15 protein-coding genes are annotated in these 15,397 nt (G+C 29.6%); 5 read left to right on the top strand and 10 right to left on the bottom strand.

The genetic code is table 11. The features are described from left to right. Positions 1–120: 120 nt before the first annotated feature. Genes AS157_RS01395 through AS157_RS01380 form a run of 4 tightly spaced genes read right to left on the bottom strand, consistent with a single transcriptional unit; the run spans position 121 to position 2,758 of the window. The gene (locus tag AS157_RS01395; RefSeq protein WP_077288995.1) at positions 121–909 is read right to left on the bottom strand and encodes a metal ABC transporter permease; all 789 of its coding nucleotides are present in this window, start codon (positions 907–909) and stop codon (positions 121–123) included. Beyond that, positions 896–1,618, bottom strand: coding sequence for a metal ABC transporter ATP-binding protein (locus tag AS157_RS01390; RefSeq protein WP_077288994.1), 723 nt, complete (start codon positions 1,616–1,618; stop codon positions 896–898). Before AS157_RS01390 ends, AS157_RS01395 begins: the two co-directional genes overlap by 14 nt. After that, a complete protein-coding gene (locus AS157_RS01385) occupies positions 1,611–2,396 on the bottom strand; it encodes a metal ABC transporter substrate-binding protein (protein ID WP_077288993.1) in 786 nt (261 codons plus the stop codon). Before AS157_RS01385 ends, AS157_RS01390 begins: the two co-directional genes overlap by 8 nt. Further along, complete coding sequence (locus AS157_RS01380; RefSeq protein ID WP_077288992.1) at positions 2,393–2,758, bottom strand: Fur family transcriptional regulator; 366 nt, start codon at positions 2,756–2,758, stop codon at positions 2,393–2,395. The genes AS157_RS01385 and AS157_RS01380 overlap by 4 nt, the downstream gene beginning before the upstream one ends. Positions 2,759–2,892: 134 nt before the next feature. Here AS157_RS01380 and AS157_RS01375 point away from each other — a divergent pair, with 134 nt between their 5' ends. From AS157_RS01375 to AS157_RS01365, 3 genes are all read left to right on the top strand, one after another. Further along, positions 2,893–3,291 (top strand): secondary thiamine-phosphate synthase enzyme YjbQ, encoded by a 399-nt coding sequence (locus AS157_RS01375; RefSeq protein WP_077288991.1) that lies wholly within the window; start codon positions 2,893–2,895, stop codon positions 3,289–3,291. A gap of 10 nt (positions 3,292–3,301) precedes the next feature. Continuing rightward, complete coding sequence (locus AS157_RS01370) at positions 3,302–3,775, top strand: shikimate kinase (RefSeq protein WP_077288990.1); 474 nt, start codon at positions 3,302–3,304, stop codon at positions 3,773–3,775. Between the two features lie 75 nt (positions 3,776–3,850). After that, on the top strand, positions 3,851–4,129 hold the full coding sequence (locus tag AS157_RS01365; protein ID WP_075665558.1) for an HU family DNA-binding protein: 279 nt from the start codon (positions 3,851–3,853) through the stop codon (positions 4,127–4,129). A gap of 32 nt (positions 4,130–4,161) precedes the next feature. Here the strand turns inward: AS157_RS01365 and AS157_RS01360 are convergent, their stop codons facing one another. From AS157_RS01360 to AS157_RS01340, 5 genes are all read right to left on the bottom strand, one after another. Then, complete coding sequence (locus tag AS157_RS01360; RefSeq protein WP_077288989.1) at positions 4,162–4,713, bottom strand: hypothetical protein; 552 nt, start codon at positions 4,711–4,713, stop codon at positions 4,162–4,164. A 128-nt stretch (positions 4,714–4,841) separates the two neighbouring features. Beyond that, on the bottom strand, positions 4,842–7,709 hold the full coding sequence (locus AS157_RS01355) for a PD-(D/E)XK nuclease family protein (RefSeq protein WP_077288988.1): 2,868 nt from the start codon (positions 7,707–7,709) through the stop codon (positions 4,842–4,844). Next, positions 7,706–10,720 (bottom strand): UvrD-helicase domain-containing protein, encoded by a 3,015-nt coding sequence (locus tag AS157_RS01350; RefSeq protein ID WP_077288987.1) that lies wholly within the window; start codon positions 10,718–10,720, stop codon positions 7,706–7,708. The genes AS157_RS01355 and AS157_RS01350 overlap by 4 nt, the downstream gene beginning before the upstream one ends. Then, positions 10,707–11,687, bottom strand: coding sequence for a UDP-glucose 4-epimerase GalE (gene galE / locus AS157_RS01345; protein WP_077288986.1), 981 nt, complete (start codon positions 11,685–11,687; stop codon positions 10,707–10,709). The genes AS157_RS01350 and galE overlap by 14 nt, the downstream gene beginning before the upstream one ends. Further along, on the bottom strand, positions 11,684–12,388 hold the full coding sequence (locus tag AS157_RS01340; RefSeq protein WP_231450287.1) for a pseudouridine synthase: 705 nt from the start codon (positions 12,386–12,388) through the stop codon (positions 11,684–11,686). Before AS157_RS01340 ends, galE begins: the two co-directional genes overlap by 4 nt. Before the next feature lie 53 nt (positions 12,389–12,441). Here AS157_RS01340 and AS157_RS01335 point away from each other — a divergent pair, with 53 nt between their 5' ends. Both AS157_RS01335 and AS157_RS01330 read left to right on the top strand, forming a co-directional pair. After that, complete coding sequence (locus tag AS157_RS01335) at positions 12,442–13,158, top strand: DUF445 domain-containing protein (RefSeq protein ID WP_077288984.1); 717 nt, start codon at positions 12,442–12,444, stop codon at positions 13,156–13,158. 21 nt (positions 13,159–13,179) lie between these two features. Then, a complete protein-coding gene (locus tag AS157_RS01330) occupies positions 13,180–14,973 on the top strand; it encodes a heme NO-binding domain-containing protein (protein ID WP_077288983.1) in 1,794 nt (597 codons plus the stop codon). A 26-nt stretch (positions 14,974–14,999) separates the two neighbouring features. Here the strand turns inward: AS157_RS01330 and AS157_RS01325 are convergent, their stop codons facing one another. Beyond that, complete coding sequence (locus AS157_RS01325) at positions 15,000–15,269, bottom strand: CPF_0552 family protein (RefSeq protein WP_143611741.1); 270 nt, start codon at positions 15,267–15,269, stop codon at positions 15,000–15,002. Positions 15,270–15,397: the final 128 nt, after the last annotated feature.

Raw genomic sequence — 15,397 nt, 5'->3', positions numbered from 1 at the left:
TATGAGAATACGAAAAAACAAGATGATTGTTATGTTATGAATTTAGATTAAAGGTTTAATTATAATTTTTATTTTTTGGAGATGAGGTAACTTTTGCAAATTCAAAAAATTAGGAAACTATTAAAAAATCAACGAAAGTACAACAAATGATATAAATGACACAAGCACAATTGATGGACCTGGTGCAATATCAAAAAGATAAGCAAAATAAAATCCTACAAATGAAACTGAAGTGTTAAATAGTATGGATATAACAAACAATCTTTTGTATGATTTTGCAAGTTTTTTTGCAATAATCCCTGGGATTATAATTAACGCACCTAAAAGAATAACTCCGGATATTTTAACGATACTTACCACTACAACTGAAATTAAGCTCAACAATAATGCCCTTAAGAATTGTGTTTTTACACCGTAGAATCTGGCCATTTTTTCATCTGCAAGAAAGTATAGTATTTCCTCTTTATAAAAGAAAAAAAATAGTGATTCTAAGATAACTACAAATATCAAAAAGTACACATCTTTCATGTTTACAAGTAGAATATCACCGAACAGATAGCTTGTTATATTTTGGGTATAAGTTGAACTTTTTGAAAGAATAATTACGCCAATAGACATAAAAACTGGAAGTAACATACCAATTGCACTATTTTCGTGTATTTGTTTTTTATTTGTGAAATAACTTATAAGTAGAGAAAAGATAATAGCAGTAATTATTGAAATTAACCTATAATCTAATCCAAAAAGAAGTGCAACTGCCAACCCTGCGAAAGCCGCATGAGCGGTTCCATCACCTATAAATTCCATTCTTTTAAAAACAATAGTAGGAGACATAAGGGAAGAAGAAATAGCTGCTAAAATGGTTGCTATTAATGCCGTTCTTAAAAATTCAAGTTCAAATATCTCCATTTTCATGCTCCCTTTCGTAATGGTTTTTTGCACGAAGCCATAGATCAAAGTCCGGAAATAATATTTTTAATTCTTCTGGTTTGATTTTTTCGGTAGGTCCATGGCAATGTAATGTTTTATTTAAACACATTACAGTGGTACACTTTTCAAAAACCATGCCTATATCGTGTGAAATCATTAAAATTGTTAAATTTTTTTTCTCTTTAAATTTATACAAAAGATCGTAAAACCTGGCTTTTCCCATTTGATCAACACCTGCTTCTGGTTCGTCCAAGATCAAAATATCCGGGTTGTATAAAAGTGCTCGTGCAAGTGAAAGTCTTTGAAGTTCGCCACCTGACATTGTTCCGACAAGTTGTCTTTCCTTTCCAGCTAGTCCTACGTTTCTTAGAAGGGTTGATATTTGTTCTTTACTTACCTTTTTCTTATACGCTCCCATTTTTGCAAATTGCAAAGCATTAATAGGTACTTCTCTATTAATAGTTTGAACTTGGGGAAGATAACCAATTTTTCCGTTTACCAATATCTTCCCTGTGTAGTTTTTTATTTCTCCTACGATTATCTTTATGAGTGTAGACTTACCCGCACCATTGGGGCCTATAATCCCTACAAATTCGCCTTTTTTTATCTTGAAATTGATGTTTTTTAAGATTTCCTTTTCGCCTATTTTATAATTTAAATTTTCAACTAAAATGGCAATATTATTCATTTTTTAACGCCTTCCTTATAATTTCAAGGTTTTTGTAATATAAATCCACAAAATTTTTTGCATCTATTCCCAATGGATCAAGAACGTAGTATTGTTTCTTTAATTCTTTTGAGATTACTTTAATTTTACTTTCGGGTTGTTGTTTTTCAGTAAATAATGCGATAAGTTTCCCCCCCTTTATGGTATTTATAATCTTCTTGAGACCAATAGATACGTTGTGTCCCTCTTCTAACCATTTTATTTTTATTCCAAATTCCTTGAAAAAGTAATAAAAGCTTGGATGATTTACAAGTACCAGTCCGTCAGTTTTTAACACTTTCCATGCATCTTTTATAAATACATCTATTTTCTCCAATAATTTTTTTTCGTTTTCTATTATTTTGTTATCTTTATATATTTTGTAAAATTCTTCAGAAAGGGAAGGTATAATATAGAACTTCACAAAGTATGGATCAAGCCAAAAATGAGGATTTTTATGTTCTATAAATACTTCTGGAATGTATTTTTTTACGTATAAAACATTATCGTATTTTTCTAAATTTGGTTCTAAATTTCCATTTGCCACTATTAAATTTGCTTTTGCTAGTAATTTTACATCACTTACTTTTAGAGAATAAACGTGTGGATTTACATTTGGAGGTAATAATAGCTGTACATCGTCTACACCTTTTAAAAGTTCACTTGCCAACAAATAATACGGATTTATAGTAACTACTACATAGGAAAACATAACAGAGGAAAATAACAAGAAAAGTAAAAAGAACTTCTTCACAATCATTCCCCCTCTCTACATTTTTTGCAAATTCCTTTAAAATAAAATACGTGATCGAGTATTTGGTAGTCAAATTTATTTTCAATTTTCATTTTTATTTCTTTTGCCACGCATTCGTTAAAAACTTCAATGCTTCCACATTTAATACAATATAGAAAATGAATATGCCTTTCTTTTGGGAAAAAGTACTTTGTGGAATTTTCAAATGATACCGATGAGATAATATCTTTTTTCTCAAGGTAATTAAGCGCCCTATAAATAGTCGATAGATTTGGCTTAAAGCCATTTATTTTGTAAATCTCTTCTGCACACAGTGGTTTTTTGCTATTTTCAAGTATATTCCAAATGGTTTTTCTCCACTTTGTCAATTTTCACACCCCTATTTTTGCAAATGCAAATCATTTGCAAAAAATATTATAGTAAAATATTGAAAAAAAGTCAAGAGAAATTGCATATTTACTAATTTTTGTGTTATAATATTCGAGAAAAAGGAGGAGTAAAAATGCTTTATTCTTTTGAGGTTATGACAAGATCTAGAAATTCTTTGATTGATATCACAGAAAAAGTAAACAAAGTGGTAAAAGATTCCGGTGTAAAATCTGGAGTTTGTGTAGTGTTTATCCCACACACTACTGCAGGTATTACTATTAATGAAAATGCAGATCCATCTGTAAAAGGTGATATAGAGAGGACTTTGAGCAAAATAGTGCCACCAAATTGGGAATACACACACTTAGAGGGTAATTCAGATTCTCATGTGAAATCTACACTTGTTTCTCCTAGTATTACTTTGATTATAGAAAATGGTAAAATTTTACTAGGAACTTGGCAGGGAATATATTTTTGCGAATTTGATGGTCCAAGGAGAAGAAAGGTATTTTTGAAAATAATTACCGATTAGGGGGGATATTTTGCCGTTGTATATAATCGGGCTTCCTGGGAGTGGAAAGTCGGCTGTGGGTAAAATTTTAAAGGAAGATTTTGGTTACGATATAATCGATTTTGATGAAATTTTAAATCTTGAAACTGGAAAGAGATTTAATACAATACTTCTTTCCAATGGGGTTGTTGCTTTAGAAAACCTTGAAAGAAAATTTTTAAAAAGATTTAAAAGGTTTGATGAAAAGATAATAGTTACCCTTGGTTTGATAGCGGAAAAGGATCGCTACAAGGGAAAGGTAGTATACATAAAGATCCCTAAAGAAAAATTTATTAGAAGGATGAAAATGGTCTCTGAGAAATTTCAAAATTTAGACGATTTGTACGAAAAATTTCATTTTACATTCTCAAAGGATGCGGATCTTGTTATTTCTTCTGAAAACAAAACAAAATTTGATATCGCAAAAATCATAGATGATTTCTATAGAAAAAGCTTTAGGAAATAAAAATTTGCATTCTGATGTAAAAAAATGATATATTATATACGTATTTTAACTATCACATGTGAGGAGGGAAAAGTTATGAGTAAAAAGGAACTTGTAAACAAGGTAGCAGAGAAGATGCCAGAATTAAAGAAAAAAGATATCAAAGCAGTTATTGATGCGGTTTTTGAAACTATAACTGAGGCTTTGTCAAATGGAGAAAAAGTTCAGCTTATTGGTTTTGGAACGTTTGAGGTAAGAGAAGCAGAGGAAAGGACAGGAGTTAATCCAAGAACAAGAGAAAAAATAACAATCCCTGCAAGAAAGGTTCCAAAATTCAAACCTGGTAAGGAATTAAAGGAGAAAGTAAACAAATAAGTAATCCCCCCCGAAAAACTGGGGGGGATTTTTTAGAAAGTTGAAACCATTTTAGAAACTATATGTGAAACTTTTCTGTGATATCTGTAGCTTACACTATTTCCTTTTATTATGTTTCTTTTAAAAAGATTAATGATTCTAAATTCTGATTCCTCAGGTGGGAGTGTGTAGTTGATAATGTCATTTCCAAGTCTGTGAAAGTGTTTTAGTGCTGATTCTGTCCACCCCATAGTATCTGGTAGTATAAAATAATAAAAGGTTTTTCTTCTATTTTTTACGTAAAAGTCTGTTTTTAGTACTACCTCGTATTCTTTATTGTTTATCAAAAAAATCTTTGAAAATTCTTTTGGGATAGGATTTATAAAATTGAAAAATTTTGTTTTGCAAATTGTTTCTTTGAAAATTTGAAATAAATTTTCAAATTCTTCATCCAGGATGTGCTTTGTAAGTTCTTCATCTTTTGTTTCAAGGAAAAGTTTTGCCGCTCTGTAAAAATTGTCGTATTTTCCCCTATAATTTAAAGGTTCTTTTCTCGTCCCCGCTAGACATATAGCAATATCTTCGGCAAATATCCTTTTTTTCATATTTTTCACCCCCACAACGTACATTTACAATCGGATTATAACAATAACTTTAAAATAAATCAACAATTTAACCGTTGCTTAATCATGTGGCAATATAAATGAAATGTTGCTGTGTTAGAGCATTTTGTTTACTTTTCTACTAATTTTACGTTGTTGTAGATTTCGAAATTTTTGCAAATTTCGTAAAAATGGCAAGAAACGGCATAAGATTTGCAAAATCTTTTTTTATTTTGTATTTTAAATCCCATATCTTTTAAATACATCATAAATGGTTTTACGTTGTTTTGCTCAACAAATATAGGGGTTATATCTCCGCTTGTTAGCTTTTCCAGTATACTATCAAGCCAAGATAAGTAAATATCGTAGTCTATTTCTTTTTCTGATTTATAATAGTTATAGTAAATTTTTTCTTTAATTCTTTTAATTTTATAACTTTTTCTATCTTCTATTCCCAAAAATAACAGCGTAGTTTCAAAATCTTTGTTTATATTACTTTTGAAGATATAGTCGTACAAGAGAAGTTGACCCATATCACTATTTTTTGAATTTTTTTTGTAGTCTATAATTGTATAAGAATCTTTATCTTTATCTATTCTATCAATACGTGCTTCTGCCAAAATATTTCCCCTTAACTTAGTCATGTATGTTTTTTCAAGTTGATATATATTTTTAGATTCCACGTTTTCATGTAAATGCATTAAAAATTCGTTTAGTTTTTTTGTATAATTTTCTATGTTTATTGACTTTGGTATGGAATATTGAAAGAATTCTTCTGTAAATACTTCATCGTATACTTCTTCGACTAGTTTTTTTAATTCAAAAACAACTTCTTCAAAATATCTTTTTAGAACCCTGTGGTAAAAAATACCTATGTATAGATTGGATTTGTCACTATCTATGTTTCTTACATTTGCTTTTTCCGATAAAAAAAGTTTGAACGGACAATTAACATATGTTGAGATTAAACTGTGACTTACTTTTTTTACGTTTAAACTACTTTTCCATTCTACATTTAATTTTAACTTTCTTTCATCGTTAAATGCTTTATACAAATTTTTATCAAATTCTGAGTATATTTTGCTGGCTTGTGGAATTATGTAAAAACTTGTTTCAATATTTTTTACTTCTCCAAATTCAGTTGCGTATGTAGAAGGTAAAATGGGTTCTCCTGATAGAGTTGAATGAGGAAATGATATATGATTATTTTCCGAAAAGATCAACGAAAGTATTACGTTTCTTCTTTCTACCTCCTCGTTAAATGATCTTAATTTATTTGGGTCGGATAAAACGTTTAAGATAAGTGGATTAATATCAAAATTTGGATAAAATGCGTCAATGAAATTAACAAAAAATTTGAATTTTTTCCGTACAAATCTTGCTTGGGTTATATCAAATATGTCTATTGCATTTTCTTTTCTTTCGGAAAATCTGTATTTTTCAACGTTTATAATACTTGTTAGTATTTTATAGAAAGTTCTCCAAGAGTTTATTTTTAAATTATAACTTTTTAGGTTATTTAGTACTTCTATGAATTTTATAAGTGCGTTTTTTTCTTCTTTTATTTCAAAGAGGTATTTATCGTTTGTAAATATATCAAACTTTTCTATTGAAAATTTTATGAATTCAATAAACCATGTGATAAAGTCATTATTTATACCGGTTTTGACTTCTTCTAATAAATTGAGCAAATTGTCCAGAATTTCTATAAAGACTTTGTATTCTTCTATCTTTTCCATTCTGTCTTGGTATGTATCATCATCTTTTATTTCTTCAAGTTGTTTTATATGCGCAGATATTTCTTGTATCTTTTCTTTTGAAAATTTTTCATCTAACATACGGAATTCTCTAAAGAATTTTTCTATCTTTTCTATTGTAAGTTGTCTTGTATCTATATACGGAGATTCTATTAATGCTAGAAGATCTTCTGTTTCAAAGTTGTAATAAATGGTTTTTATTGGTTGGAGTAAGATTTTTACAATTTTACTCTCCGAGAATTTTGATTGTAAATTAACGTTGTTTGGTATACCAATTTCCGTTAATTTTTCAGAGAATTGTTTTGCAATTGAAAAATTTGGTACGACAATTGCTATCTCATTTGGTGATTTACCATTTATCAAGAGTTCCTTTATTTTTCCAGTTATTTCGTAGATTTCCACAATAGAGTTTTTGTAGGAAATTACTTTTGTTTTATCTTTTAATTTGAGTGTATGTGGAATTGTCTCTTCTATTTTGAAGCCTTCGCTTTTCAAAAAATTGTATATGTCGTTGAGTTGATTAAAGGCCCTATCGTTTATTTGTTCCCAAACGTAAAAATAGACATTTTCAAAGTTTTTAAACATCTTTTTAAAAACGTCCTTTAAGATGGGTGGAATATCGAAAAATCCACTTAAAACAAGATTTTTCTTTTTTTCTTCAAAGTATTCTTCAACGTACCATTTGTATGTAGTTATCTGCTCAAAGATATTTCCGGATTTTTGCATAATAAGGCTTGTGTCATTTAGTAGATTTAAGATTAGTTTTGAAATTTTTTCGTTTTTTTCAAGTAATTGATTTATTTCATAGTAATACGGTGTGAGAAAATCTCCATTTGAAACTTTGATTTCCCATGCTTTTTCAAAAAGTTCAAGTATGTAACTTAAAATGCCTTTTGATCTTGAAACTGTCCTTAAAAATTCCAAATATTCATCGTCTTTTTCATTTTTAATATACTCTTCTATTTGAGAAGCTATAAATGCTTTAAAAAAATCCCTATCGAAAAATACCGCGTCCATATTGTTTAGTTTTAAAGTTTCAACAACATATTGATTTATTACCCTAAAAGCATCTCGGTTTATTGTTTTTCCAAGTTTTTCTGAAAATTTATCGGATATTTGCCTTACGTAGTATCCCGTGGGTCCGATAAATAAAAAAGAAAATGGGTCATAGTATTTTTCCATTTCATTTGCCATATATTCAAAGTGATTTTCATCTAATTTTGTAATTATAGCTCTTTTCATTTTTCCACCTTCTCAAAATTATCTATAGCTTTTTTTATCGTATTTTCAAATCCTTCTTTATACGATATTTTTAGCATATCTCCTGTTTTAGTAGAGATAATGTATGCTTCTTTTACATTTCCAAAATCTTTTAAGAGATACATATAAAAATTTACTTGGAATATGTATTTTTCATCGTCTAAATTTTTTGTGTTTTTGAAATCAAGAATGTATATGGAATTGTCTTTAAAGATTACTTTATCTGGTATACCAAAGAGCATGTATTTTCTGTTTTTATGGAAAAAAGGCTTTACTATTCTCCACTCTGGCAAGATTTTTGAATTTTCAAAAAGATGTCCTATTTTATGTGAAAGTCTCACCTTTATTTCTCCAGTTTCTTCAAGGTATCTCAGTTGTGAGAGTGTATTTGCGTTTGAGAGTTTTCTGTGAATTTGCGATCCTTTAAAAGTTTGTTCGTTTAAGTCCAGTGTTATCTCTTCTTTTGCCTCGTTTTCATTTCCTAGATATCCGTATAATGTTGTGGGTGAGATGTACGATTTGTACGATAGGTGTGAAAAATCTTTTAAATTTTCTTGTGGGATCTCCTCTTTTTCTTTTGTATATTTTTTCGGTTCAGTTGGAATTTTCACATTATTAATCTCTACGTATTCAAAACTTTTAATTTCCTTTTTTAATTCTTCTATTTCGTCATTGGATAATTTTAGATATTTTGCAACGTTTTCTTTGTTTTCGTTAAAGATTATTGGAATAAACATTTCGGAAGCCCTCGTTATTGCAACATATAGTTTTCTTAATACTTCTGTTTCATCGTATACCTCATCAAGGTAGAATTCCTTTATTAATTCCAGGGTATTTTTGTCGAGATTATTCATTATTTTAGTCAACATGAAGTAATTTTTATCTTTCTTGTTGTAGAATTTTAAATCTTTGGAATTTTTTGTGTTTAAATTAGCGAAAAGATCGCCTAATAAGACAATTTTAAATTCGAGACCTTTAGATGCGTGAATGGTCATTAATTTGACACTTTCTGATGTTTCATCTTCTGTAGAAGCTTCTGCTTCGTTTGTATCACCTATTTTTTGAATTAGCTTTATTAACTCAGAAAAAGAATCTGCAAGTTGATCAAAGTTTTCCGCTTCCAAGATAAGTTTTTTGACGTTTAAGATAGCGGATTCTTTATCTTTAAAATAGACTAATTTTTCAAAATAATTTAGGTCTTTAATTAATCCCTTTAGAATTTCTGTTGGTCTTATGTAGTATTTTAAATGTGCGTATTTTTCAAGTACTTCTAGTGCATGACTTTTATGTATTCTCTTTGCCGCTTCAAATAATGTTTCATTTTCTTTTTTTTCGCTTACAATTTTCTCGTAGTCTTTAAACTTTCCTAGTACAAGTGGCGAGAAGAAAAATCTTGTAAAATAATAGTTGTTATTTGGATTTTGTACAGCAAATAGTGCGTTTAAAATTGTTTGAATTTCTAGTTGTTTGTAGAAACTTTTTCCGCCTACTATGTGTAATGGAATATTGTACGTTTCAAATACTTCTTTGTAGATGCCTTCTGCATTTGACAGTCTGGATCTTAATATAGCGAAATCACCGTATGTGATCTTTTTGTCTATACATTTATTTTTTACATTAATGGTTAATTCTTTTCCAACGAGTTTTTTTATTATATACGCTGCAACTAGTGCTTCTTTTTTTTCTTTTTTTTCTTTTTTGTCTAGTGATACAATAACGTATTTTATCCTTCCGTTTTCTTTGTTATTTAATGAAGGAACTTTTCCTTCGCAAAAAATAGTGGGGTTTGACGTGTCTTTTTCATCATCAAACCATAGTTTTTTGTATATATTTGGTTCAAGTACTTTAAATGTTTCGTACTTATCTATATTATTTGTTTTTTGGATTATGTGTTTGTTGAAAATTTTGTGTTTTGATATGAAATTGAAGTATTTTACAAGTTCGCTGTTTGATCTATAATTGTCTTTTAGTGCCAAGATTTTTTCACCATTTTCTTCAAATTCATTTTGAGTTTTTAAAAATACGGAAACGTCTGAATTTCTAAATCTGTATATTGATTGCTTTCTATCCCCTACGTAAAAGAGATAATTTTCTTTTGTATGTAATTTATCGAATAGTTCTTTTTGTAGGTAGTTTGTATCTTGAAATTCATCGATAATTATATATTTAAACCTTTTTTGGTATTTTTTTCTTATGTTTTTATCTTCTAAAATGTCTAGTGTTTTTTCTAAAATACCTTTAAAGTCGTATTCAAAATTATCAACTGTAAAAGCTTCGTATATTTCTTTTGAAATCAGAAGAATGTCTTTAAAGGCTTTTAAGGCTAGTGATTCTTCTTTTGCAGTTTCAAATAGCTTTTCTAGAATAGTTGCATTTTTCATCTCTGTTCTCCAATTTGAAAGTGTATATTTTAACAAATTTTCTACTTCGTCTATGTTTTGATATATTTCAAAAAGTTTTTTTATGCTATTTTTGTTTTTTTTCAGATTTTGTAGTATAATCTCGATTTGTTTTTTTCTTAACTTTGAAATGTTTAGGTTTATGTCTGTTTTATCATAGTCATACAGCTGAAAGACAAATTTTAAAGTCAGGTATACAGATCTTTCTATTAATTTATTCATTTTTAAATCACTGATTATGGTAAAATTTGGATCTATTTTTGCGTTTACATTTTCCTCTCTTAATATCCGTTGACAAAAGCTATCTATTGTGGAAATTATTGCACGTGGCAGATAGTTTTTTATTTTCTTCCAATATGGAGAATTTTTCTCTTTTACAAGTTGGAAGATTCTTTCTTTCATTTCTGAAGCTGCTTTTTTTGTGAATGTGGTAACAACTATTTCGTCGACTATTTCTGGATAATTTATTTTTTCGTATTCGTTTAGTATTTCCACGTAGTAATGGGTAATAGTATAAGTTTTTCCCGTACCCGCCGATGCGGAAATAAAGTAATTTCTGTTTATATTGCTTTTAATCTCATCAAGTACGCCCATTATATCTCTCCTTGTGCCAAGTCCAAGCTGTTTTAATGATATCATCTAGTGAATATTTTGGCTCCCATGAGAGTATTTTTTTTGCTTTTTGGTTGTCTGCAATCAAGTATGCAGGATCCCCAGGTCTTCTTTCTACTTCCTCTACTTTGAAATCTATATTTGTTATTTCTTTTACCTTCTCTATGACTTCTCTTACAGAATAACCATTACCACTTCCCAAGTTAAAACAATTGGTTTTGTTTTCTTTTAAAAGATATTCAAGTCCTTTTATGTGTGCATCTGCAAGGTCATTGACATGTACGAAATCTCTGATACATGTTCCATCTTTTGTTTCATAGTCTGTTCCGAAGATCTTTATACTTTCTCTTTTTCCAAGTGCTGCATCTAATATTAGCGGTATAAGATGTGTTTCTGGGGTGTGTGCTTCACCTATCTCCCCTGATTCATCTGCTCCTGCTGCGTTAAAATATCTAAATCTTATACTCTTTAGGTTATATGCTTTATCAAAATCGTCCAGGATTTCCTCTACCATATATTTACTCTTTCCGTACGGGTTAATGGGATTTTTGGGGGCATCTTCTTTTATGGGAATTTTCTCTGGCATGCCATAGACTGCCGCTGTAGATGAGAAAATAAATTTTTTAACGTTGTGTTTTAACATTGCATTTAAAAGCATAAGTGTATTTGAAACGTTGTTTTCATAATATTTATATGGGTTTACTACAGACTCTCCAACTTCTATATATGCACAAAAATGCATAACTGCATCGATGTTGTAGTGTTCAAAGATAATATCCAAAAGTTTTTTATCTGATATATCACCTGGTATGAACTTTCCGTATTTTGCAAATTCTTTATGCCCGTTTGATAGGTTGTCAAGTACTATTACGTTATATCCCCTTTCATTTAGCATCTTACAAACGTGTGAACCTATGTATCCTGCTCCTCCTGCAACCAAAATATTCATGCTTTCCTCCCCTTTAGTTTTAATAGTTTTTTTAAAAGTTTTCCCTTTATTTCTTTTATATCACCGGGGTTTGGAACAATGTAAATACTAATTGGACCATGTGATATTCTTTTTAACTCTAACACTTCGTGATTTATGTTTTTGAATAATCTTTTTACTTCATGTTTTTTTCCCTTTATCATTTCTACTTTAACTGTGGAATAATTAAATCCCACGTCTAATATTTCAAAGTATTCCAATCTTAAAAATTCACTATCGTCCCATATCCCTTTTTTTAAAGTTAAAAGTTCTTTGAAGTTTATTTTTCCCTTTACTTTTACAATATAAACTTTTTTTACCCTGTATTTTGCACTAGTTAGAATATTTATTAACTCTCCATCATTAGTTAAAATTAAAACACCAGTTGCATCTTTGTCTAAACGTCCTGCTGCTTTTAGGGGTTTGTCTTTGAAAAATTCCTTTATGGTTTTCTTTTCCTTTGGATCATAGAGGGTAGTAACGTATCCCTTTGGTTTGTGCAAAACGTAATATTCAAAGTTGTTTAACGTTAATTTTTGATCGTCTAAAGATACGACATCACTACTTTTAACTTCATACCATGGTTTTTTAACCACTTTGTTATTGACTTTTATCCTTCCAGAAAATATAATTATATCTGCCTTTCTTCGAGCGTATCCACAAAGTTGAAGGTACTTTTGCAACTTAATTTTCTCACCCCTTTCCAATATATTTTATCATTATAAGGAGGGATTTTATGTTTTTTGATTTGCCTTTTTTGATACTTTTAACTATTTTTGTATTGACAAAATTTATTTTCCATTCTCCACTTGGAATTCTTGCAACAGGTGCATTGGTAGGATATATTACAAATATGCTTGCAATTTGGATGCTTTTTAACCCTAAAAGAAAAATTTTGGGAATTCAAGGGGTAATTCCAAGGAAAAAGTATGAGATTGCCCAAAATCTTTCAAGGGTGATAGAAGACGAGTTTATTAATACTGAATCTCTTAAGAATTTCATGAAAAGAAATTTAGATCAATTGAATTTCAAAGATGACATTATGCGTTTTATTGTTGAAAATTTTTCGAAACTTTTGAATGAAGATACAAAAAATTCTATTTTGCGATATTTATCTTCAAAAATAAGTATACCTTTAATACCTGTTGATAGGATTGTTTCTTCTGTTTTAGACAATGTTTTTAAGGATATAAAAGTAGATCTTGAAAGTAAAGGAAGTATATACAAAATGATTGAAAAGAATTTAACAGATGGAGAATATGATATAATAAAAGTGTTGGAAAAAGTCTTCGAAAGAATACCCTTTAAAGATATTGTAAGGGAAAAAATAGAAAATTACACAGTCGATGAGATTGAAACTGTAATTTTGAAGATAGCAAAGAGAGAGTTGCGATATATAGAACTTTTAGGTATTCCACTTGGAATTTTAATAAGTATTATACAAATGATTTAATGATTTAAGAGAGGTGATTGTATGAAGAGCTTTGTTATGAACATTTGGATAAATACTTGGAAAAGACTATACGGTGAAAGTCTTGTAGATTCTCTTATTAATGAATTTAACGTAGATTTAGACATACTCCAAAGTCCAATTAATGATGTAGATGATGAAATGGTAATTAGATTTTCAAGAAAACTTGCAGAAAAGACTGGGAAAACATTTGAGAAAGTTTGGGAAGAAACAGGATATGAAAATATTAAAAGCTTTCATAAGTATTATCCAGGGTATTTTAAAAAAGATGGTATTCTTTCATTTTTGAGCACTATGGATATGGTTCATAGGGCACTTACAAGGAGAATTAAGGGTGCAAAGCCTCCAAGGATTATATACAAATATATAGACGAAAAAACTGCCATTGTAAGGTATCAATCAAATAGGGATTTTAGAAGTTACTTTTTGGGGTTAGTGAGGGGAGCTTCTGACTTTTTTAAGGATCCAATAACTATGGAAGTACTGGATCAAGGTACAAATAATGGCACTTCTTTTGTGGAAATAAGAATAAAGGCTTCAAAACCATACGGAAAGTTGATAAAATTGAAGTCGTTTAGATTGGTATCATTTGGTATTTTGAAAAATATATTAAAGAGTAATGTTATTTTTCTTCCTTTAATTGTCTTTATTGTTTCGTTACTGTCTTCAAGCTTTTTATCACCTGTTGTTTCTTCGATAATTGTGGCGCTTTCCACATTTGCTTTGTCTTTGCCTATTGTTTTGGATTTAAAGAAGGGATTTAGTGCACTAAAATTTGAAGATCTTTCCTCTGTTACATATGTTTCCGGTGAGGAAAACTTTGAAAAAATAACACATGAGTTAAACAAAGCAAATGAAAAAATCAAAGAGTTGTTGATATCATTCCAAGGTGATACCGAAGAATTGTTGAGTTTTTCCAGCAAGACAATGTCATCAATTGAAGTTGTTGAAGAACAGATTGATACGATGAAAGAATTATCTTCACAGGTTGCGGATACCGCCGTTCAAATAAGTAATGATGCAGAAAGGATTTCAGATGCAGTAACATCAAATGTGGATACTATTTCACAAACGATAAGTGTTCAAAATGAAATAGTGCAAAATTTAAACGAGGCAGTTGAAAATATTATATCTGCGGCAAAGAGTGTTGAAAATGTATCATTTAACATAGAAAATGTAAGCGATGATTTTGAAAAAATAGCAAATGAAAGTAAAGAACTTAGAAAACAAGCAGATGAAATAAAAGAAATTGCCGATACCGTTATGAGCATAGCAGAACAAACAAATTTACTTGCACTTAACGCTGCAATTGAAGCAGCAAGAAGCGGGGAAGCTGGAAGAGGATTTGCTGTTGTTGCTGATGAAATAAGGAAGCTGGCAGAAGAAAGTAAAGAATCTGCAAATAAAATATCTGATTTCCTAACAAAGATTTCAAGCGGCATAGAAAATTTGAGCGTTGGAGTTGTTTCTGGATATGAAAATTTAAAAGCACAAACAAAGGCACTTTCGGAAAGTTCTAAAAAGAGTAAGGAATCTAGTCAGGTGATATCAGATATTACCGGACATTTAAATTCTTTGATTGAATCGTTAAATACGGAAGCAAGTAAATTGGAAGATATAACAAATAGTATCCAAAATCTGTTGGCAATTTCAGAGGAAAGTAGTGCGACCGCAGAAGAAATAAGTGCATCTATTCAAAGATTTTTGACAGAATTAAGGACAGTCTTTGATAACGTAAGCAAAACTATTAGTTTGTTAGAATTGATACAAGAAAATATAGAGAAGGTAGATATATAAAAAGGCTCCCAATGGGAGCCTTTTTTTTAGTCAAATTTTAGTCTCATTAGATCTGATTTTACACCGGGTATTTGGTTTAATTTTTCCTTTAATTCATCGTGTTTTGATTCATTATCTACTAGTTCTAGAATAATTAGCCCAGAATTTGAACAGTATTGAGGTACTCCTTCGTGAAGCCCTAGTCTAGTTTTGATGTAACATCCATATTCTGTTAATAATTCTTGCACTTTAGTTGCAGATTTTTCCCTATTATCGATTAAAATGGCCATGACCGTTCTGACTGTTATATCCATAATTCCCCCCCTTTTAGTTAAATTTAGAAATATTTTCGATTAATTCATCCAATTTTTCATATTCTTCTTTTGTTATAAGTCCTTTTACCACTACTTCACCTACTATTTCTGCCTTTACATTCTTTATCATT

It is taken from the genome of Thermosipho sp. 1244, assembly GCF_018588215.1.
Lineage (GTDB): Bacteria > Thermotogota > Thermotogae > Thermotogales > Fervidobacteriaceae > Thermosipho > Thermosipho affectus.
This window is presented reverse-complemented; position numbering and strand designations above follow the sequence as displayed.

What these genes read in the sequence shown, in the direction of transcription:
- AS157_RS01375 (WP_077288991.1), top strand. Translation starts at nt 2,893, where the DNA reads ATGCTTTATTCTTTTGAGGTTATGACAAGATCTAGAAATTCTTTGATT.
- AS157_RS01360 (WP_077288989.1), bottom strand. Translation starts at nt 4,713, where the DNA reads ATGAAAAAAAGGATATTTGCCGAAGATATTGCTATATGTCTAGCGGGG.
- AS157_RS01385 (WP_077288993.1), bottom strand. Translation starts at nt 2,396, where the DNA reads ATGATTGTGAAGAAGTTCTTTTTACTTTTCTTGTTATTTTCCTCTGTT.
- galE (WP_077288986.1), bottom strand. Translation starts at nt 11,687, where the DNA reads ATGAATATTTTGGTTGCAGGAGGAGCAGGATACATAGGTTCACACGTT.
- AS157_RS01330 (WP_077288983.1), top strand. Translation starts at nt 13,180, where the DNA reads ATGAAGAGCTTTGTTATGAACATTTGGATAAATACTTGGAAAAGACTA.
- AS157_RS01395 (WP_077288995.1), bottom strand. Translation starts at nt 909, where the DNA reads ATGGAGATATTTGAACTTGAATTTTTAAGAACGGCATTAATAGCAACC.
- AS157_RS01350 (WP_077288987.1), bottom strand. Translation starts at nt 10,720, where the DNA reads ATGGGCGTACTTGATGAGATTAAAAGCAATATAAACAGAAATTACTTT.
- AS157_RS01335 (WP_077288984.1), top strand. Translation starts at nt 12,442, where the DNA reads ATGTTTTTTGATTTGCCTTTTTTGATACTTTTAACTATTTTTGTATTG.
- AS157_RS01365 (WP_075665558.1), top strand. Translation starts at nt 3,851, where the DNA reads ATGAGTAAAAAGGAACTTGTAAACAAGGTAGCAGAGAAGATGCCAGAA.
- AS157_RS01390 (WP_077288994.1), bottom strand. Translation starts at nt 1,618, where the DNA reads ATGAATAATATTGCCATTTTAGTTGAAAATTTAAATTATAAAATAGGC.
- AS157_RS01355 (WP_077288988.1), bottom strand. Translation starts at nt 7,709, where the DNA reads ATGAAAAGAGCTATAATTACAAAATTAGATGAAAATCACTTTGAATAT.